The following is an 18204-nucleotide window of genomic DNA, read 5'->3' on the forward strand; positions in this document are numbered from 1 at the left end:
CGCGTGCCTGCGCCCGGACGCACCCGAGGGCACCCGGCCACGACGACACCGGCGCAGCGGCAGGTCCGGAGGAGGCCGGGCCACCGGGGTGAGCCCGCGTGCCTGCGCCCGGACGCACCCGAGGGCACCCGGCCACGACGACACCGGCGCAGCGGCAGGTCCGGAGGAGGCCGGGCCACCGGGGTGAGCCCGCATGCCTGCGCCCGGACGCACCCGAGGGCACCCGGCCACGACGACACCGGCGCAGCGGCAGGTCCGGAGGAGGCCGGGCCACCGGGGTGAGCCCGAGGAGGACGCGCTCCTGAGCCCGAAAAGGACGCGCTCCTCGACGCGGGCCCTCGGCCGGGGCGGCCGTGACGTCCCCGCCTCTGCGACGGGCCACCGGCGGGGCAGGAGCCGCCCCGCCCGCCCCAGGGAGCCGCCGGCCCCGACCGTCCCACGGGCGGCTCCCTCACTGCGCCTCCTCCCCTCCGCCCCTTCCGCCCCTCCCCCAGAGCTGTCCTCTCCTCGACTCGCCCTGCATGATGGTCGGCCGACGCCCGATGGGTTCCGGCCGACCCCGGAAGCTCCCGTCGGTGCGGCCCCGACACGTCCCACCCGATACGGAGTCACGCTCGTGCCCAGCAAGAAGGCCCTCGTCCGCCGCCCCAGCCCGCGTCTCGCGGAAGGGCTGGTGACGCACATCGAGCGGAAGCAGGTCGATGCCGACCTCGCCGTCGAGCAGTGGGAGGCGTACGTGGAGGCTCTGCGCGCGCACGGCTGGGAGACCATCGAGGTGGACCCGGCCGACGACTGCCCGGACTCGGTGTTCGTCGAGGACACGGTCGTGATGTACCGCAACGTGGCGCTGATCGCCCGCCCGGGCGCCGACTCACGCCGTGCGGAGACCGCCGGGGTCGAGGAGGCCGTGGCCGGTCTGGGCTGCTCGGTGAACTGGATCTGGGAGCCGGGCACACTGGAGGGCGGAGACGTCCTGAAGATCGGCGACACGGTCTACGTGGGCCGGGGCGGCCGCACCAACGCGGCCGGCGTCCAGCAGGTGCGCGCCGCGTTCGAGCCGCTCGGCGCACGGGTCGTCGCCGTACCGGTGAGCAAGGTGCTGCACCTGAAGTCGGCCGTCACGGCGCTGCCGGACGGTACGGTCATCGGGCACATCCCGAAGATGGACGCGCCGTCGCTGTTCGCGCGCTTCCTGCCGGTCCCCGAGGAAGCCGGGGCCCATGTCGTGCTGCTCGGCGGCGCGAAGCTGCTGATGGCCGCGAGTGCGCCGAAGACCGCCGAGCTGTTCGCCGACCTCGGGTACGAACCGGTCGTGGTGGACATCAGCGAGTTCGAGAAGCTCGAGGGTTGTGTGACGTGTCTCTCGGTGCGGCTGCGGGAGCTGTACGCCTGACCGGTCGCGCCACCTCATCGCGCAGCGCCTCGACCTGCGCCTCCGGGGCGTGGGCGCGCGAACGGGCGACCCCGCTGATCGGTCGGCTTTACAGCCCTCTCAACCTACGGCATCGTAACCTACGCATACGTAGCCTACGATGCCGTAGGTTCAATGATCACCGCTCGTACGCTTGTCCCCCTGGAGAGTCCATGACGATCACCACTCCCCACCTCGGCAGCCCCGCCGGCGCCTGGACCGACGCTCAGCTGCTGCACGCCCTGGAGGAAGTGGTCGAGCAGGAGCTCAACCGGCATCTGAAGGTCGCCAAGGACTGGATGCCACACGAGTACGTTCCGTGGAGCGACGGGCGCAACTTCCCCGGGCTCTTCGAGGACGGCGAGGCCTGGGAGAAGGAGCAGTCCAAGGTCACCGAGATCGGGCGCATCGCGCTCGTCGTCAACCTCCTGACCGAGGACAACCTCCCCAGCTACCACCACGAGATCGCCTCGCTGTTCGGCCGCGACGGCGCCTGGGGCACCTGGGTGCACCGCTGGACCGCCGAGGAGGGCCGGCACGGCATCGTGATGCGCGACTACCTGCTCACCTCGCGCGCGGTGGACCCGGACAAGCTGGAGCAGTTCCGGATGTCCCACATGAGCGAGGGCTTCGAGTCGGACAACCGGCACTCGATGCTGCACTCGGTCGCCTACGTGGCCTTCCAGGAGCTCGCGACCCGCGTCTCGCACCGCAACACCGGCCACCAGTCCGGGGACCCCGTCTGCGACCGCATGCTGGCCCGCATCGCCACCGACGAGAACCTGCACATGATCTTCTACCGGAACCTGCTGAAGGCGGCGTTCGAGCTGGCGCCCGACCTGACGATGCAGGCGGTGCGCGACGTCATCGTGAATTTCCGGATGCCCGGCCACGGCATGCCCGGCTTCGAGCGGGCCGCCGCGCAGATGGCGATCGGCGAGATCTACAACATGCGCATCCACCACGACGACGTGCTCCAGCCCGTGCTGCGCTTCCTGAAGATCATGGAGATCGACGGCCTGGGCCCGGAGGGCCGCAAGGCGCAGGAGGAGCTCGGCCTGTTCATGGGCGGTCTGGACTCCGAGGCGTCGAAGTTCGACGAGAAGCTGGCCGCCCGCAAGGCACGTATGGCGGCCCGCGCCGGCGCCTGACGCCGCCCCGCACCCACGGCCACAGTGCCCCGGCCGCCACGAGCGGCCGGGGCACTGTGCGCTGCCGGGCGGTCTTCGGCGCGAGGGGCGAATCCGGCCGGGACAGGCCTGTTCCGGGGCGCCCTGGCTACCGGGACATGCGTCGCAGTTCCAGCCGTTCCTTCTCCGACAGGCCGCCCCAGACGCCGAAGCGCTCGTCGTTGTCCAGCGCGTACTCGAGGCAGGCCGTGCGGATCGGGCACATACCGCAGATCCGCTTCGCCTCCCGCACCGAACTGCCCGGCTCGGGGAAGAAGAAGTCCGCTCCCGTCTGCGCGCACAACGCCTCCTGCTGCCAGGTGAGTTCGGGCGAGGTGATCGTGTCGATGTGCATGCCCGGAAGCGTCGCGGGCGGCGAAAAACATCCGATCAACGCGGGATCAACACGGCGTTCACGGGCCCCCGGCCACTTCGATGGTCGCCCGCCGGAGGGGCCTGCGCACGGCGGCGCGCGGAAACTCCGGAAACCGGCCCAGGAGGCATACCGGCCGCCGCACTTCGAGGTCACCGACACGGACGCCACCGTCGCCGGGGCCCGGGAGCCGGGCGGCACGGTCCGCCTGCCCGCCACGGACGTTCCCCGCCGTCGGCCGCCTGGCCGAGTTCACCGACCCGTACGGCGCCCGCTTCGCGGTGATCCGCGGCGAGCCCCGGCAGGACTGGGGCCGCCCCGGGGCGCGCCGCGGGAAGGGCCGGGCCGCGAGCGGCCCTACGCGGACCCGCGCCGTACCAGTGTCGTCGGCAGCACCACGCTCGACGGCGTCGCCCCGACGCCCTCCTTCGGGGCGCCCCGGTCGAGGCCGCGCAGCAGCAGGCGGGCCATCAGGCGGCCCATCTCCTCGATGTCCTGACGAACCGTGGTGAGCGGTGGGTCGGTCTGTTCGGCCACGGGCCGCATGTCGTCGAAGCCGATCACGGCGACGTCGTCGGGGATCCGGCGGCCGGACTCGCGCAGGACGCGCAGGGCCCCGGAGGCCATGAGGTCGTTGGCGGCGAACACCCCGTCGACGTCCGGGCAGCGCTCCAGGAGCTCGCGCATCGCCCGTTCACCGCCGGCGGGCGTGAAGTCGGCCTCGGCGATCAGCCGCGGGTCCGCGTCCACCATGACGTCCCGGTAGCCGTCGAGTCGGTCCGCGGCGGAGGTCTGGTCGAGGGCGCCGGTGATGTGCGCGATCCGGGTACGGCCGAGGCCCGCCAGGTGGCGGACGGCGTCGCGGGCGCCACCGCGGTTGTCGCTGTCGACGTAGACCACGTCCCGCCGGTCACCGCTCCAGCCGGGCCGGCCGCCGAAGACGGTGGGGACACCGGCCCGCTGGATCAGCTCCGGCAGCGGGTCGTCGAGATGCAGGGAGAAGACGAGGGCCCCGTCGACATGCCCGCCGGCGAGGTACCGGCCGACCCGGGCGTGGTCGTCCCGGCCCTCGGTCAGCAGCAGCACGAGCTGGTTGTCGTGGGCGGTGAGCTCCTTGCTGATGCCGCGCAGCTGGAGCGCGAAGAACGGGTCGGCGAACACCCGGGTCTCCGGTTCGGCGACGACGACCGCGACCGCGTCGTGCCGCCGGGTCACCAGCGAGCGGGCGGCCTGGTTGGGCACGTAGCCGAGCTCGTCCACGGCCTTGAGGACCCTCTCCACGAGGGTGTCCCGCACCCCGTCGCCACCGTTGACCACGCGAGACACGGTGGCCCGCGAGACACCCGCCCGGGCGGCCACGGCCTCCAGGGTGGGACGCGGCGCTGTGTCGGTCACTTCGGGGCTCCTCACCTGCGGCTGCGGATCAGGATAGCCCCGGGGGCACAGCGAGGTGAGAGCGCTCTCGCAGGTCGCGGGCGGCAGCGGCCCGTCAGTGCTCGTGCCCGCCCCCCGGCGGCTCCTGCCCGTGCTCGTGCGGCTCATACCCCGGAATCGTCCCGTCCGGCTTCTTCACCAGGAACAGCCCCACCATCCCCATGTCGGAGTGACTCTGGACGTGGCAGTGGTACATCCACGCCCCGGCGCCGACCCCCTCCCCCGCGATCACCTGGAAGCCGAACGAGTCGGCCGGGCCCGTGATCTTGTTGTCGACGACCTGGCTGGGGTCCTCGGGGCCGGTCAGCATGCCGGTGCGGTTGTCCGCCCAGCGATGACCGTGCATGTGGAACGTGTGGTAGAACTCGCCGTGCGTGATCACGATGAACTCGACGCGATCACCCACCGTGGCCTCGAAGTCCGGCCCGGAGTGCGGCGGCTTGTTGTTGATGCGCATGTCGTTGAAGACGACCGTGTGGGTCCGGTCCGGCAGGACGTCGCCCTTGCGGCGGACGACGACCGGGCCGAACAGGCCCTTCTGCAGCCCCTGCGTTCCGTGTTCCGTGCCCACGACGTGGTCGTGGTAGTGCCAGTAGCCCGCGCTGCCCGAGCGCCAGGTGCCGTCCTTGCGGCGGCCGGGGGCGTGGGTGCGCCAGGTGTAGGTGCGGGTTCCGCCCGGCTCCACATGACTGCGGTTCAGTTTCGTGCCGTCGCTGGTGATCTCGTAGTCCAGACCGTGGACGTGCAGGCTCACGTCCACGTCCATGGTGTTCTGGAACTCGACGTGCAGCGTGTCGCCCTCGTTGAGTTCGATCAGCGGCCCCGGGATGCTCGCCTTGCCCTTCTCCAGCCCGTAGCCCATCTGACCGTCGGGCAGTTTCTCGGCATACAGCGTGATGCGCTTCACCTCGCCCCCGGCGGGCGCCGTCTTCGCCGGTCCGGCGGCGCTCACGGCCTCCGGCGCCACGGACAACGATGTCGCGACGGCCGCGCCGCCCAGCAGGACCCGCCGGTTGAAGCTGCGCCTGTCCATGCGGAACTCCCCACCCTGGTATGGCATGTACGGAGGCGTACCTGTGATGAACCTGTGCGACGGTACCGGCCACCCTCCCGTTTATCCACACTCAAGACAAAGTTGGTGCCGCCCCGGTCATAAGTATTGGCGAGACACGCAAAGGGGTTTAGCTTCCTTGGCGGTGTCGCTGTGACCGAGGAGGTGCCCATGCACTTACGAGGGTTGAGCAAATCAAGACGCGTCTGGGCGGTGTCCGCCGCCGCCGGGGTCGTGACCGCCGGGCTGCTGTCCGGCCCGGCGGCGAGTGCGCGCCCTTACCCCGAACCCCCGCTGACAACGATGTCGATCAAGTCGCCGCCAGGCGGCGCGAACGTACGGGTGCTGATCTTCCACGGTTCGGCGGCGGCCGGGGAGGAGTCGCCGGTCGTGAACGCCGGGATCGAGGCCATCGAGGACATCGGTCTGACGGGCCCGGAGAACCGCCGCTTCAAGGTCCAGGCCACCGGCGACGCCTCGGTCTTCACCGACGAGACACGACTCGGCCGCTTCAACGCGATCGTGTTCCTGACCGGTGGGGGCGATGTCCTCGACGCGGAGCAGGAGGCGGGCCTGGAGGCCTACATGGAGGCCGGCGGCGGGTTCGTCGGCCTCCATGACGCGGCGCGCGCGGAGCCGTACTCGCACTGGTTCACCGGGTTGGTGGGTGCCCGTCCGGCCGCGTCCGGCCCGACGGCCGTCCAGCGCGCCACGGTGGAGGTCGGAGACCGCAGACACCCCGCCACCAAGGACCTGCCGGTGCAGTGGAAACGCCCGGACCGGTGGTTCAACTGGGTGAAGAACCCCTCGGGCGAGGTGCACACGGTCGCCCGGGTCCGCGAGTCGACGTACCAGCCGGGCACGGGCGCCAACGGCTGGGACCACCCGGTCAGCTGGTGCCGTGACTACGACGGCGGCCGGTCCTTCTACACCGGGATGGGCGGGACGGTGTCGTCGTACGACGAGACCGACTTCCGTGATCATCTGCGGGGTGCGCTGATGTGGACGACCCGCCTGGAACAAGCCGACTGCAAGGCGGCCATCAACGCCAACTACGCGGTGGAGCGGCTGACCAAGCCCAACCAGCCCGGGCAGAACGACCAGATCGGCGAGCCGCACGGCATGGTCACCGCGCCCGACGGCCGGGTGTTCTACATCGGCCGGGGCGGCGCCGACTCCTCACAGCCCGTGATCACGGACTGGAACAACCCCGACATCGGCAAGGGCAGGGGCGAGATCCACGTCTACGACCCGAAGACCAAGCAGGTCACCCTGGCCGGCGCCCTCACCGTCTTCGGCAACAAGGGCGGCGGCGACGAGCTGGTCAAGGTCGAGGAAGGGCTGCTCGGCATCGAGCTGGACCCGAGGTTCGCGCAGAACGGCTGGGTGTACCTGCACTACACACCGCACGAGCAGATCAACCGCGATACGCGGATGGCGCAGCGACGGGTCTCCCGGTTCACGCTCGACCAGGCCACGAACAAGCTGGACCTGTCCAGTGAGAAGGTGCTGCTGAAGTGGCCGGTGCAGATCCACAGTTGCTGTCACGCGGGCGGCGGGATGGCCTGGGACTCCAAGGGCAACCTGTACATCGCCACCGGTGACAACAACTCCAGCGGCTTCAGCGCCGGCTACTCGGGCAACAACCCGCAACCGAACTACAAGGGCGTCTCCTTCGCGGACGCACGCCGCACCGCGGGCAACACCAACAACCTCAACGGCAAGATCCTGCGCATCCACCCGGAGCCGGACGGGACGTACACACTGCCCGAGGGCAACCTCTTCACCGGGAAGGAGACCGACGAGGGCGGCGGCAAGACCCGCGGCGAGATCTATGTGATGGGCGTGCGCAACCCGGCGCGCATCTCCGTCGACACGTCGACCGACGTGCTGTACGCGGGTTGGGTCGGCCCGGACGCGAGCGCGCCCTCGACGACCTGGGGCCCGGCCAAGTACGACACGTTCGCCGCCATCACCGAGGCGGGCAACCGCGGCTGGCCGTACTGCATGGGCAACAAGCAGCCCTACCGGGACCGCAATCTGCCCGACCCGTCCAAGCCGCTGGGCTGGTACGACTGCGACCACCCGAAGAACGAGTCGCCGAACAACGACGGCCTGGTCAACCTGCCGCCGGTGACCGGCAACAACATCTGGTACTCGCCCTCGGGCGGGGCTCCGGACTACCCGCGGGACGCGAACGGTGTCCCGTCGTACAAGCCGTCGGAGGCCACGTACCGGCTGCCCTGGCTGAAGGGCGGCGGGCAGGCCGCGATGAACGGGCCGGTCTACCGGTACGGCACGGCCGCGGCCGACAGCACCGTCAAGTGGCCGGCCTACTGGGACGGCAAGTGGTTCGTCGGCGACTTCTACGACGCCGACCAGCCGCGCCACGCGGTGCTGATGGACCCGAAGACGCAGGGTGAGGGCGGTCTGCCGGTGCACGCGGAGTCGCTGAAGAAGATCGTGCCGATCGGCAACGACGGCATCAAGAACCTGATGGACTGGACGTTCGGTCCGGACGGCGCGCTGTACGTCCTCGACTACGGGCGCGGCTTCTTCACCTCGGACTCCAAGTCGGCCCTGTGGCGGGTCACCTACAAGGGCGGCGGGCCGACTCCGGCCGCCGGCCGGCTGGCGAGGGGGAGCGAGTGATCCGTCGACGAAGAGTCTGGGCCGCACTGCTGGCCGCTCTGCTGATGATGCTCGGCGTGCAGGCGCTGCCCGCCGCCGGGCAGCCCGAGGAGGCGGCCGCCGACCAGGTGCTCACCTGGACGGCCGGCAACGACATCGACAAGTACCTCTCGGCACCGAAGACCGCGGTCGCCGGGACGGCCACGATCGTCTTCGAGAACAGCGCGGCCACCGGCAACACCACGGGCATGCCGCACACGCTGACGTTCGTGACCAGTGATCCCGAGTTCAACAGCGACGTGCAGCTCAACATCCTGGCCAACCCGAACGACGCCCAGGGCGGCAGGTACACCGCGCGGGTCACGCTCACGCCCGGCCGGTACTTCTACCACTGCACGATCCCCGGCCACGGCCAGATGCAGGGCATCCTCACGGTGACCGGGGGCACCGGCGAGGACACCACGGCGCCCGAGGTGTCGGCGCACGTCAGCGGCACGCAGAACACGCAGGGCGCGTACGTCGGTTCGGCGAGCGTGGCGCTGCACGCCACCGACGAGGGCGGCTCCGGCGTCGAGAGGATCGAGTACGCGATCGGCGACGCGGGCGCCTGGCAGCCGTACACCACGCCGGTCGTCGTCGACCAGGTCGGCGGCCACAAGGTCCGCTACCGGGCGTTCGACAAGGCGGGGAACGTCTCCCCCGAGAAGAGCGCCGAGTTCACGGTCGTGGCGCCGCAGTCGGACGACACCACCGCGCCGGAGACCTCGGCGACGGTGAGCGGTGAGCGCGACGCCGACGGTGCGTACATCGACATGGCGACGGTCACCGTCTCGGCCTCCGACAGCGGATCCGGCGTCAACACGATCGAGTACGCGATCGGCTCGGGCGCCTGGCAGCCGTACACGGCGCCCGTGATGGTGCATCAGGTGGGCACGCACACCGTCCGCTACCGGGCCGCCGACAAGGCGGGCAACACGGCGGCCGAGAAGAACGTGCGGTTCACGGTCGTCGCGGCGCCGCCCGAGGACACCACTGCGCCGGTGACGGGCGTGAGTGTGGAGGGCACGAAGAACTCCGCGGGTGCGTACGTCAACAGCGCCCGGGTGACCGTCACGGCGACCGACGCGCACGGCTCGGGCGTCGAGAGGATCGAGTACTCGCTCGACGGCGGGCCCTACCTCGCGTACACGGCCCCGGTGGTGGTCGACCGGGCGGGCGCCCACACCGTCGCGTACCGGGCGACGGACAAGGCCGGCAACACGGCGGCGGCCCGCACCGTGGCCTTCACGGTCGTCTCCGGGCAGGTCCCCGCGCCGAACTGCCCCGAGTACGACGAGCGGTCGACGGTGATCGTCGGCACGGTCGACTCCGGCGTGCGCAACCGGGTCACCGACAACCGGTGCCGGATCGGCGAGATGATCGAGGACGAGAAGGAGTGGACGTCCCAGGCGCTGTTCCTCAAGCACGTGAACGCGGTCTTGGACGCGCTGCTGAAGGAAGGGGTCATCGACCAGCGGGAGTCCAAGGCGATCCGCAAGGCCGCCCGGCAGTCGGGCATCGGCACGCCGGGGCAGACCGAGGGATACCGTGCGCTCTTCGACGGCACCGCGGAGTCCCTCGCCAAGTGGCAGCAGGTGGGCGGCGGTTCGTTCGGGCTGAACCCGGACGGGACGATCACCTCCGGCACCACGACGCCCGGGATGGGCATGCTGTGGTTCCCGCAGCGCACGTACGGCGACTTCTCGCTGAAGCTCCAGTGGCGTGACGACGCCCCGGGCACGGGCAACGCCAACTCCGGTGTCTTCGTGCGCTTCCCGTGGGTCCACGACCACCCGGAGGAGTCCCGCCCGGAGTGGGTCGCCATCAAGTACGGGCACGAGGTGCAGGTGCTCGACCGGCCCGACGGCGACATGTACAAGACCGGCTCGGTCTACGGCTTCGACCGCGTGGGCCTGGCCGGTGCGGGCGTGACGCAGAAGGGCACCTGGAACGACTACGAGATCCGCGTGGAGGGCCAGCACTACTCGGTGTTCCGCAACGGTGTGCTGATCAACGAGTTCGACAACACCGGCGGCCAGCAGTTCACCCCGCCCCGCTCGGACGACCCGGGCACGGACGGGCGGCGCTTCGCCTCCGGCTACATCGGGCTCCAGGTGCACGGCACGACGGATGTGGTCTCGTTCCGGGACATCCGGATCAAGGAGCTGTAGGAGGCTGCTTCTCCTTGCGGGCCCTGCTCGGCTGTACCCGTCTGGGCTCCCCCGGCATCTTCGGATACTCGGGCGGGTACGGCAGGTCGCCCAGCCCGTGGTCGTGTTCGTCGCGGCGGGCGAGGTCGAGCAGGGCTTCCAGGGAGTGGCGGTGCTCGTCCATGTCCGCGTGCACGTCGCCGAGTTCGGCGAAGCGCGCGGGCATGGTCGCGAGGTCGAAGTCCTGGGGGTGGGCGATGCCCACCTCGTCCCAGCGCAGGGGCGCGGAGACGGGGGCGTGCGGGCGGGGGCGTACCGAGTAGGCGGAGGCGATCGTGCGGTCGCGTGCCGTCTGGTTGTAGTCGATGAAGATCCGCTCGCCCCGCTCCTCCTTCCACCACTTGATGGTCACGCGTTCGGGCATGCGCCGTTCCATCTCCCGGCCGACCGCGATGGCGGCGCGGCGGACCTGGGTGAAGGTCCAGCGCGGCTCGATGGGCACGAAGACGTGCAGGCCCCGGCCGCCGGAGGTCTTGGGGAAGCCGCGCAGCCCGCCGAACTCGTCGAGCACCGCCCGCAGTTCGTGGGCGGCTCGGGCGGCGTCGTCGTAGTCGGTGCCGGGCTGCGGGTCGAGGTCGATGCGCAGCTCGTCCGGGTGGTCGACGTCGTCGCGGCGTACCGGCCAGGGGTGGAAGGTGAGCGTGCCGAACTGGGCGGCCCACACCACCGCTCCCACCTCGGTCGGGCACATCTCGTCGGCGCTGCGGCCGCTGGGGAAGGTGATGTGCGCGGTCGGGATCCAGTCGGGCATGTTCTTCGGAGCCCGCTTCTGGAAGAAGTTCTCGCCGTTCATGCCCTCGGGGTAGCGTTCCAGGGTGGTCGGCCGGTCGCGCAGGGCGCGCAGGATGCCGGGGCCGACGGCGATGTAGTAGCGGGCGAGGTCCAGCTTGGTGAAGCCACGCTCCGGGAAGAAGATCCTGTCCGGGCTGGACAGCCGTACGGTCCGGCCGCCGACCTCCAGTTCCACCGCGTCACCCATGCTCGCCACGGTAGGCGTCGCCCGCATACCTCGCACATCGGGCATTCATCGGCATGTCGGCGCAGAATCGATCCATGGATCTGCCGGTGATGCCCCCTGTCCTGCCGATGCTCGCCAAGTCGGTGGCGGCGATCCCCGCGGGCATGCAGTACGAGGCGAAGTGGGACGGGTTCCGGGCGATCGTGTTCCGCGACGGCGACGAGGTCGAGCTGGGCAGCCGCACAGGTAAGCCACTGACCAGGTACTTTCCCGAGCTGGTGACGGCCGTGCGGGAGCGGTTGCCCGAGCGGTGTGTGGTGGACGGGGAGATCGTGATCGCGCGGGAGGGGCATCTGGACTTCGACGCGCTGACCGAGCGGATCCATCCGGCTGACTCGCGGGTGCGGATGCTGGCCGAGCGGACGCCGGCCTCGCTGGTCGTGTTCGATGCGCTCGCGCTGGGTGACGAGTCGGTGATGGACGTGCCGCTGACCGAGCGGCGGGAGCGGCTGGCCGCGGAGCTGTCCGGGGTGGCGGCGCCGGTGCACCTGGCGCCCGCGACCACCGACATCGAGGTGGCGCGGCAGTGGTTCGAACAGTACGAGGGGGCCGGTCTCGACGGGGTCGTCGCCAAACCGCTGACGGTGCGCTACCGGCCGGACGCGCGCGCCATGTTCAAGATCAAGCACGAGCGGACGGCGGACGTCGTGGTCGCCGGGTACCGCCTGCACAAAAGCGGCCCGGTCGTGGGATCGCTGCTGCTCGGCCTGTATGACGAGGGAGGCACACTCCAGCACGTGGGGGTGTCCGCCGCGTTCACCATGAAGCGGCGTGCCGAGCTGGTGGAGGAGCTGGAGCCGCTGCGCATGGACGAGGTGTCGGGGCATCCGTGGGCGGCCTGGTCCGAGGAGACCGCCCATGAGAAGGCCCGGCTGCCGGGGGCGCCGAGCCGCTGGTCGGGCCGCAAGGACCTGTCGTGGGTGCCGCTCCGGCCGGACCGCGTGGCCGAGGTGGCGTACGACCACATGGAGAACGGGCAGCGCTTCCGGCACACTGCCCGTTTCCGTCGCTGGCGCCCGGACCGGACCCCCGAGAGCTGCACCTACGCCCAGCTGGAGGAGCCGGTGCGCTACGACCTGGCGGAGATCCTCGGTGTCTAGGCGTCCAGGTTCCGGCGGTGCTCAGGGCTGCATCAGGACCTTGACCGCGCCGTCCTGCTTGCGCTGGAACATCTCATAGGCGTGCGGGGCCTCCGACAGCGCCACCCGGTGGGTGGCGAAGTCGTCCACGCCGAGGGGATCCTCGTCGGTCAGGTACGGCATGATCTCGTCGCTCCAGCGGCGGACGTTGGCCTGGCCCATCCGCATCTGGATCTGCTTGTCGAACAGGGTGAGCAGCGGCAGCGGGTCCGCCATGCCGCCGTAGACACCGGACAGCGAGATGGTGCCGCCGCGGCGCACCAGGTCGATGGCGGTGTAGAGCGCGGCGAGACGGTCGACGCTGAAGCGCTCGGCGATCGGGGCGCCCAGCTTGCGGGGCAGGATCGCCGCGGTGTTCTGCACCAGGCGCGCGGCCGCGCTGCCGTGGGCCTCGGTGCCGACGGCGTCGATCACGGCGTCCGGGCCACGGCCGTCGGTCTGGTCGCGGATCGCGGCGACGAGTTCCTTCTCGTCGTCGAAGGACCTGAGGTCGAAGGTCTCCACGCCCCGTTCCTTCGCCCGGCGCAGCCGCTCCGGGACCAGGTCCACGCCGAACACCCGGCCGGCGCCCTGTACCTGGGCGACGCGGCAGGCCATGTCGCCGATGGGGCCGAGTCCCAGCACGGCCACGCTGCCGCCCTGCGGGACGCCGGCGTAGGCGACCGCCTGCCAGGCGGTGGGCAGGACGTCGGAGAGGTAGACGAAACGGTCGTCGGGAGGTCCCTGGGGAACCTTGATCGGGCCGAACTGGGCCTGCGGGACGCGCAGGTACTCGGCCTGGGCGCCCGGCACCGAGCCGTACAGGCGGGTGTAGCCGAACAGCGCGGCGCCCATGCCCTCACCCTGTACCTGGGTGGTCTCGCACTGCGTGGGCAGGCCGGTGAGGCACATCCAGCAGTTGCCGCAGGCGATCTGGAAGGGCACCACCACACGGTCCCCCACCTGAAGGTCCGGGACGCCGGCGCCGACCTCCTCGACGATGCCCATGGGCTCGTGGCCGAGGATGTCACCGGGGGTCATGAACGGTGTGAGCACTTCGTAGAGGTGCAGGTCGGACCCGCACAGTCCGGTGGAGGTGATGCGGATAACCGCGTCCGTCGGCTCCTGGATCGTCGGATCGGGCACGTTCTCCACCCGCACGTCCCGCTTGCCCTGCCAGGTCACTGCCCTCATCGCCTCGCGCTCCCTCCGTCGGCGTGCGCGTCGGTCGTACGGCGTGGGCCGGGTACCCGGGCCACGCCGCGCTGAACCTTGAGCCGATCGACGGACCCGACGGAGACGCCCCCTCGCCCTGAAACGAGCGACCATGGCTAACGATGTTCAGATAAGCGCACAATCAAGACACATCGATGACATGAGGCGCGGTGGCGACGGTGGGCACTGGACGAGGGGCGCGCGGACGGCGCGCCACGACGACGGCGCTGCTGGCCGCGACGGTCACAGCCGCCCTGGCCGCGGGCTGCACGGGCGGGGGCGGACCGGGCGACGACGGACGGGGATCAGCGAAGGAGTCGCGGCAGGAGTCCTCCTCGCAGGCGGGCCCCTCGGCCCTCGCCGTCAAGATCGACAACGCCGTCCGGGCGCGCCCGCACACGGGGATCGACGCCGCGGACGTGGTCTACGCCGAGCAGGTCGAGGGCGGACTGAGCCGACTGATGGCCGTGTACGCGACGCGGCTGCCGGAGACCGTCGGGCCGGTGCGCAGCGCACGCGAGTCGGACCTGGAGCTGCTGCGCCAGTTCGGCCGGCCCACGCTCGCCTTCTCCGGCGCGCAGAAGAAGCTCCTGCCGCTGATCGACAAGGCACCGCTGCGGGCGGAGACCCCGGACAACGCCGCCGACGCCTACTTCCGCGGTTCCGGCAGACCCGCCCCGCACAACCTCTACCTGCGGCCCGAGCGGATCGTGCCCGAGGCCCCGGGCAAGGCGGCCCTGACCACCGGCTTCCGCTACGGCTCGGCACCCGCGGGCGGCACCGCGACGGACTCCCGGACGGTGCGCTACGCGGCGGCCCGTTTCACCTTCACCTGGTCGGGCGCCCGCGACCGCTGGCTGGTCGGCATGGACGGCACGCCCGCGACGACGGCCGACGGAGAGCGGATGACGGCCGCGACGGTCGTGGTGCAGTACGTGAAGGTGCGCGAGTCCGCCTTCCAGGACTTCCTCGGCAACAACACGCCGTACACGGAGACGGTCGGTTCGGGGAAGGCGGAGGTGTTGCGCGGGGGGCGGGCCTGGGACGTGAACTGGGAGCGGGAGAAGGCTGCGGACGGTACCTCGTTCACCACCGGTGACGGCGCGCCGGTGAACTTCGCGACGGGTCAGGTGTGGGTGGTGTTCGCCGAGGCGTCCTGACCGGCCCGCCCGGGCCGCGGCCCTCAGCGGGGCGCCACCAGGGGCTCCTCGGGATTGCGGAGCCCCTCGGCCGCGTCCGCGACCCGGCGGATGAGGTCGAAGAACACCGTCCGCTCGTCGGCGGTCAGCGGGGCGAGGAACACCTGGTTCATCCGGGCGGTGCGCACGGTCAGCCTGCGATGTGTGCGCGCCCCCTCGTCCGTGAGGTGCAGCAGGGAACGGCGGCCGTCCCGGGGGTCGCGGACCTTGTCGAGCAGTCCGCGCCGGCTGAGCCGGCTGATCACCTCGGCGATGGTGGAGCGGTCGAGCCCCACCCGCTCCCCCACCGTGCGCTGATCCAGGCCCGGTTCGGCGACGAGCGTGTTGAGGACCGCGAACTGGGGCGAGGTGATCTCCTCGGAGACCATCGCGTTCCAGAGCAGGTAGTGCGCCTGCTGGAGGCGCCGGGCCAGGTGCCCGGGGTGGGTGGTGAGGTCCGCGGCCGTCATGTGCACCCCTCGGTCGTTTTCATCGGTGCACTGAACGATACTCAACACGTCGGGCGCTGTCTGCCGTCCATGCCAAGGATCACGGGCGGTTATGCACAGGCCTTGACGCCCCGGTGCGCCGATGGCAGCGTGAAGGGCAGCTCGCAGAAATACTCAGTGCCCTGATTAATTCGGTCGGGCCGCTCGGAAGAGATGGGGCTTCTCGGATGGACAAGGTGGTCGCCACAGCCCTGGAGGCGGTGGCCGACGTGCCGGACGGCGCGTCGCTCGCGGTGGGCGGTTTCGGGCTGAGCGGTGTGCCGAACACGCTGATCGAGACGCTGCACGAGCGCGGCGTGACCGGGCTGTCGGTGGTCTCCAACAACTGCGGGGCGATGGAGTCGGGTCTGGCGGTGCTGCTGGCCGCCGGCCGGATCGCCAGGGTCACGGGCTCCTACATCGGCGCCAACAAGGAGTTCGCCCGGCAGTACCTGGCCGGTGAGCTGGAGGTCGAGCTGATCCCGCAGGGCACGCTGGCCGAGCGGTTGCGGGCCGGCGGCGCCGGGATCCCCGCCTTCTACACCCCGGCCGGCGTGGGCACACAGGTCGCCGACGGCGGACTGCCCTGGCGCTACGACGGTGAGGGCGGGGTCGCACTGGCCTCGCCGCCGAAGGAGGTCCGGGAGTTCGACGGCACCGAGTACGTGCTGGAGCGGGGCATCCGCACCGACTTCGCCCTGGTGCGGGCCCGCAAGGGCGACCGGCACGGCAACCTGGTCTTCACCAAGTCCTCCCGCAACTTCAACCCGCTGGCCGCGATGGCCGGGCGGGTCACGATCGCCGAGGTGGAGGAGCTGGTGGAGCCCGGCGGAATCGACCCGGACGCGGTGCACCTGCCGGGCATCTTCGTGCAGCGAGTGCTCGTGCTCACCCCGGAGCAGGCGGCGGACAAGAAGATCGAGCAGCGGACGGTGAGGTCCTGATGGCCTGGACACGCCAGGAGATGGCCGCGCGGGCGGCACGGGAGCTGAGGGACGGCCAGTACGTCAATCTCGGCATCGGCCTGCCGACCCTCATCCCGAACCACCTCCCCGAGGGCGTCGAGGTCGTCCTCGAATCGGAGAACGGCATCCTGGGCACCGGCCCCTACCCCACCGAGGACGCCGTGGACCCGGACCTGATCAACGCCGGGAAGGAGACGGTGACGGTCCTGCCGGGCGCCTCCTTCTTCGACTCGGCGCTGTCCTTCTCGATGATCCGGGGCGGCCACATCGACGTCGCCGTGCTCGGCGCCATGCAGGTGTCCGAGCGGGGCGACCTGGCCAACTGGGCCGTACCCGGCAAGCTGGTCACCGGCATCGGCGGGGCGATGGACCTGGTGCACGGCGCCCGTACGGTCGTGGTCGTCATGACACACACCGCCAAGGACGGCTCGCCGAAGATCCTCACCGAGTGCGCCCTGCCGCTGACCGGCAAGGGGTGCGTGAACCGGATCATCACCGACCTCGGCGTCCTCGACGTCGCCGAGGGCGGTCTCGTGCTGGTCGAGACCGCGCCGGGTGTGACCGCCGACGAGATCGTCGCCCGGACCGGCGCCGATCTGACCGTTCCGGAGGGCCCGCAGTGAAGGACGTCTACATCGTCGACGCGGTCCGCACGCCGATCGGCCGCTACAACGGGGGCCTCGCGAGCGTGCGCCCGGACGACCTGGCCGCGCATGCCGTCCGCGAACTCCTCGGTCGTGTCCCGGAGTTGGACCCGGCGCGGATCGACGACGTGTACTTCGGCAACGCCAACGGGGCCGGCGAGGAGAACCGCAACGTGGGCCGGATGGCCGCGCTGCTCGCCGGCCTGCCCACGTCCGTGCCGGGGGTGACGGTCAACCGGCTGTGCGCGTCCGGTCTGGAGGCGGTGATCCAGGCGGCACGCGCCGTCGCGCTCGGCGACGCGTCCGTCGTACTGGCCGGTGGTGTCGAGTCCATGACCCGGGCGCCGTACGTCCTGCCGAAGAGCGACAAGCCCTTCCCGGCCGGGCACACCGAGCTGTACTCGACGACCCTCGGCTGGCGGATGGTCAACCCGCGCATGGAGCCGCAGTGGACGATCCCGCTGGGCGAGTCGGCCGAACTCATCGCCGACAAGCACAGGATCGGCCGGGAACAGCAGGACGAGTTCGCCCTGCGCAGCCACGAGAAGGCAGCGCGGGCGCGGACCGAGGGCCTGTTCGACGGTGAGCTGGCGCCCGTGGCCGTTGCGCAGCGCAAGGGCGAGCCGGTGGTCCTCGCCGCCGACGAGTGCGTCCGGCCGGATGCCTCCCTGGCCGCGATGGCCGGGCTGAAGCCGTCGTTCCGCAAGGAGGGCGGCACGGTGACGGCCGGCAACGCCTCTCCGCTCAACGACGGTGCGGCGGCCCTGCTCCTCGTCGACGGCGAGGGGTTGAAGGCCACGGGCCGCGAGCCGCTGGCCCGCGTCCGCGCGACGGGGGTCTCCGCGACCGACCCGCACTACTTCGGGCTGGCGCCCGTCGAAGCGGTCAACCGGGCGCTGGCCAAGGCGGGCAGGGGATTCGCCGACCTGTCCGTGCTGGAGCTGAACGAGGCGTTCGCCGCGCAGGTGCTGGGGTGCCTGGCCGAGTGGCCCGAGTTCGATCCCGCGATCCTCAATCCGCAGGGCGGCGCGATCGCGCTGGGGCATCCGCTCGGCGCGTCCGGGGCTCGGCTTGCCGGCACGGTGGCCCATCAGCTGGCCCGGCTCGGCGGCGGCGTGGGTGTTGCCACGCTGTGTATCGGGGTGGGCCAAGGACTCGCCCTCGTCCTGGAACGCTAGGCGAGCCGCGCGACCGCAGCCCTTCCGTGGCTGGTCGCGCAGTTCCCCGCGCCCCTTGGGGCGCGATCCGAAAGAACCTTTC

The 18204-nt window shown here is 71.1% G+C and carries 15 protein-coding genes; 9 read left to right on the plus strand and 6 right to left on the minus strand.

All coding sequences use genetic code 11. The features are described 5' to 3' along the window. Positions 1–616: 616 nt before the first annotated feature. The gene (gene ddaH / locus ACIQHQ_RS07275) at positions 617–1393 is read left to right on the plus strand and encodes a dimethylargininase (RefSeq protein WP_402610754.1); all 777 of its coding nucleotides are present in this window, start codon (positions 617–619) and stop codon (positions 1391–1393) included. Between the two features lie 191 nt (positions 1394–1584). Beyond that, positions 1585–2562 (plus strand): acyl-ACP desaturase, encoded by a 978-nt coding sequence (locus ACIQHQ_RS07280; RefSeq protein WP_402610755.1) that lies wholly within the window; start codon positions 1585–1587, stop codon positions 2560–2562. Between the two features lie 127 nt (positions 2563–2689). Here ACIQHQ_RS07280 and ACIQHQ_RS07285 read toward each other — a convergent pair whose 3' ends face one another. From ACIQHQ_RS07285 to ACIQHQ_RS07295, 3 genes are all read right to left on the minus strand, one after another. Beyond that, positions 2690–2935, minus strand: coding sequence for a WhiB family transcriptional regulator (locus ACIQHQ_RS07285; RefSeq protein ID WP_402610756.1), 246 nt, complete (start codon positions 2933–2935; stop codon positions 2690–2692). 375 nt (positions 2936–3310) lie between these two features. Further along, the gene (locus ACIQHQ_RS07290) at positions 3311–4348 is read right to left on the minus strand and encodes a LacI family DNA-binding transcriptional regulator (RefSeq protein ID WP_402610757.1); all 1038 of its coding nucleotides are present in this window, start codon (positions 4346–4348) and stop codon (positions 3311–3313) included. Between the two features lie 94 nt (positions 4349–4442). After that, on the minus strand, positions 4443–5420 hold the full coding sequence (locus ACIQHQ_RS07295; RefSeq protein ID WP_402610758.1) for a multicopper oxidase domain-containing protein: 978 nt from the start codon (positions 5418–5420) through the stop codon (positions 4443–4445). 189 nt (positions 5421–5609) lie between these two features. Between ACIQHQ_RS07295 and ACIQHQ_RS07300 the strand changes: the two genes are divergently transcribed. After that, positions 5610–8090: a ThuA domain-containing protein gene (locus tag ACIQHQ_RS07300; protein WP_402610760.1), complete on the plus strand. Its 2481-nt coding sequence runs from the start codon at positions 5610–5612 to the stop codon at positions 8088–8090. A gap of 44 nt (positions 8091–8134) precedes the next feature. Continuing rightward, positions 8135–10279: an OmpL47-type beta-barrel domain-containing protein gene (locus tag ACIQHQ_RS07305; RefSeq protein ID WP_402611589.1), complete on the plus strand. Its 2145-nt coding sequence runs from the start codon at positions 8135–8137 to the stop codon at positions 10277–10279. Here the strand turns inward: ACIQHQ_RS07305 and ligD are convergent. Further along, positions 10266–11297, minus strand: coding sequence for a non-homologous end-joining DNA ligase (ligD, locus tag ACIQHQ_RS07310; RefSeq protein ID WP_402610761.1), 1032 nt, complete (start codon positions 11295–11297; stop codon positions 10266–10268). The genes ACIQHQ_RS07305 and ligD overlap by 14 nt on opposite strands. A 74-nt stretch (positions 11298–11371) precedes the next feature. Here ligD and ACIQHQ_RS07315 point away from each other — a divergent pair, with 74 nt between their 5' ends. After that, entirely contained in the window at positions 11372–12436 is a 1065-nt protein-coding gene (locus ACIQHQ_RS07315) for an ATP-dependent DNA ligase (protein ID WP_402610762.1), read from the plus strand. A 21-nt stretch (positions 12437–12457) separates the two neighbouring features. On the opposite strand, the gene ACIQHQ_RS07320 is transcribed toward ACIQHQ_RS07315, so the two are convergent. Next, entirely contained in the window at positions 12458–13648 is a 1191-nt protein-coding gene (locus ACIQHQ_RS07320; protein ID WP_402610763.1) for a zinc-dependent alcohol dehydrogenase, read from the minus strand. 200 nt (positions 13649–13848) lie between these two features. Here ACIQHQ_RS07320 and ACIQHQ_RS07325 point away from each other — a divergent pair, with 200 nt between their 5' ends. Next, positions 13849–14829 (plus strand): DUF3048 domain-containing protein, encoded by a 981-nt coding sequence (locus ACIQHQ_RS07325; protein WP_402610764.1) that lies wholly within the window; start codon positions 13849–13851, stop codon positions 14827–14829. A 23-nt stretch (positions 14830–14852) separates the two neighbouring features. Here ACIQHQ_RS07325 and ACIQHQ_RS07330 read toward each other — a convergent pair whose 3' ends face one another. Next, positions 14853–15317: a MarR family winged helix-turn-helix transcriptional regulator gene (locus ACIQHQ_RS07330; protein WP_402610765.1), complete on the minus strand. Its 465-nt coding sequence runs from the start codon at positions 15315–15317 to the stop codon at positions 14853–14855. Between the two features lie 206 nt (positions 15318–15523). Between ACIQHQ_RS07330 and ACIQHQ_RS07335 the strand changes: the two genes are divergently transcribed. Genes ACIQHQ_RS07335 through ACIQHQ_RS07345 form a run of 3 tightly spaced genes read left to right on the plus strand, consistent with a single transcriptional unit; the run spans position 15524 to position 18122 of the window. Continuing rightward, complete coding sequence (locus ACIQHQ_RS07335) at positions 15524–16279, plus strand: CoA transferase subunit A (protein WP_402610766.1); 756 nt, start codon at positions 15524–15526, stop codon at positions 16277–16279. After that, positions 16279–16923: a CoA transferase subunit B gene (locus tag ACIQHQ_RS07340; protein WP_402610767.1), complete on the plus strand. Its 645-nt coding sequence runs from the start codon at positions 16279–16281 to the stop codon at positions 16921–16923. The genes ACIQHQ_RS07335 and ACIQHQ_RS07340 overlap by 1 nt, the downstream gene beginning before the upstream one ends. Next, the gene (locus tag ACIQHQ_RS07345; RefSeq protein WP_402610768.1) at positions 16920–18122 is read left to right on the plus strand and encodes a thiolase family protein; all 1203 of its coding nucleotides are present in this window, start codon (positions 16920–16922) and stop codon (positions 18120–18122) included. Before ACIQHQ_RS07340 ends, ACIQHQ_RS07345 begins: the two co-directional genes overlap by 4 nt. Positions 18123–18204: the final 82 nt, after the last annotated feature.

The organism is Streptomyces sp. NPDC092370 (assembly GCF_044755265.1).
Lineage (GTDB): Bacteria > Actinomycetota > Actinomycetes > Streptomycetales > Streptomycetaceae > Streptomyces.

Coding starts and splice junctions, on each gene's coding strand:
- ACIQHQ_RS07280 (WP_402610755.1), top strand. CDS start 1,585: ATGACGATCACCACTCCCCACCTCGGCAGCCCCGCCGGCGCCTGGACC.
- ACIQHQ_RS07285 (WP_402610756.1), bottom strand. CDS start 2,935: ATGCACATCGACACGATCACCTCGCCCGAACTCACCTGGCAGCAGGAG.
- ACIQHQ_RS07295 (WP_402610758.1), bottom strand. CDS start 5,420: ATGGACAGGCGCAGCTTCAACCGGCGGGTCCTGCTGGGCGGCGCGGCC.
- ACIQHQ_RS07300 (WP_402610760.1), top strand. CDS start 5,610: ATGCACTTACGAGGGTTGAGCAAATCAAGACGCGTCTGGGCGGTGTCC.
- ACIQHQ_RS07305 (WP_402611589.1), top strand. CDS start 8,135: ATGATGCTCGGCGTGCAGGCGCTGCCCGCCGCCGGGCAGCCCGAGGAG.
- ligD (WP_402610761.1), bottom strand. CDS start 11,297: ATGGGTGACGCGGTGGAACTGGAGGTCGGCGGCCGGACCGTACGGCTG.
- ACIQHQ_RS07315 (WP_402610762.1), top strand. CDS start 11,372: ATGGATCTGCCGGTGATGCCCCCTGTCCTGCCGATGCTCGCCAAGTCG.
- ACIQHQ_RS07320 (WP_402610763.1), bottom strand. CDS start 13,648: ATGAGGGCAGTGACCTGGCAGGGCAAGCGGGACGTGCGGGTGGAGAAC.
- ACIQHQ_RS07330 (WP_402610765.1), bottom strand. CDS start 15,317: ATGACGGCCGCGGACCTCACCACCCACCCCGGGCACCTGGCCCGGCGC.
- ACIQHQ_RS07335 (WP_402610766.1), top strand. CDS start 15,524: ATGGACAAGGTGGTCGCCACAGCCCTGGAGGCGGTGGCCGACGTGCCG.
- ACIQHQ_RS07340 (WP_402610767.1), top strand. CDS start 16,279: ATGGCCTGGACACGCCAGGAGATGGCCGCGCGGGCGGCACGGGAGCTG.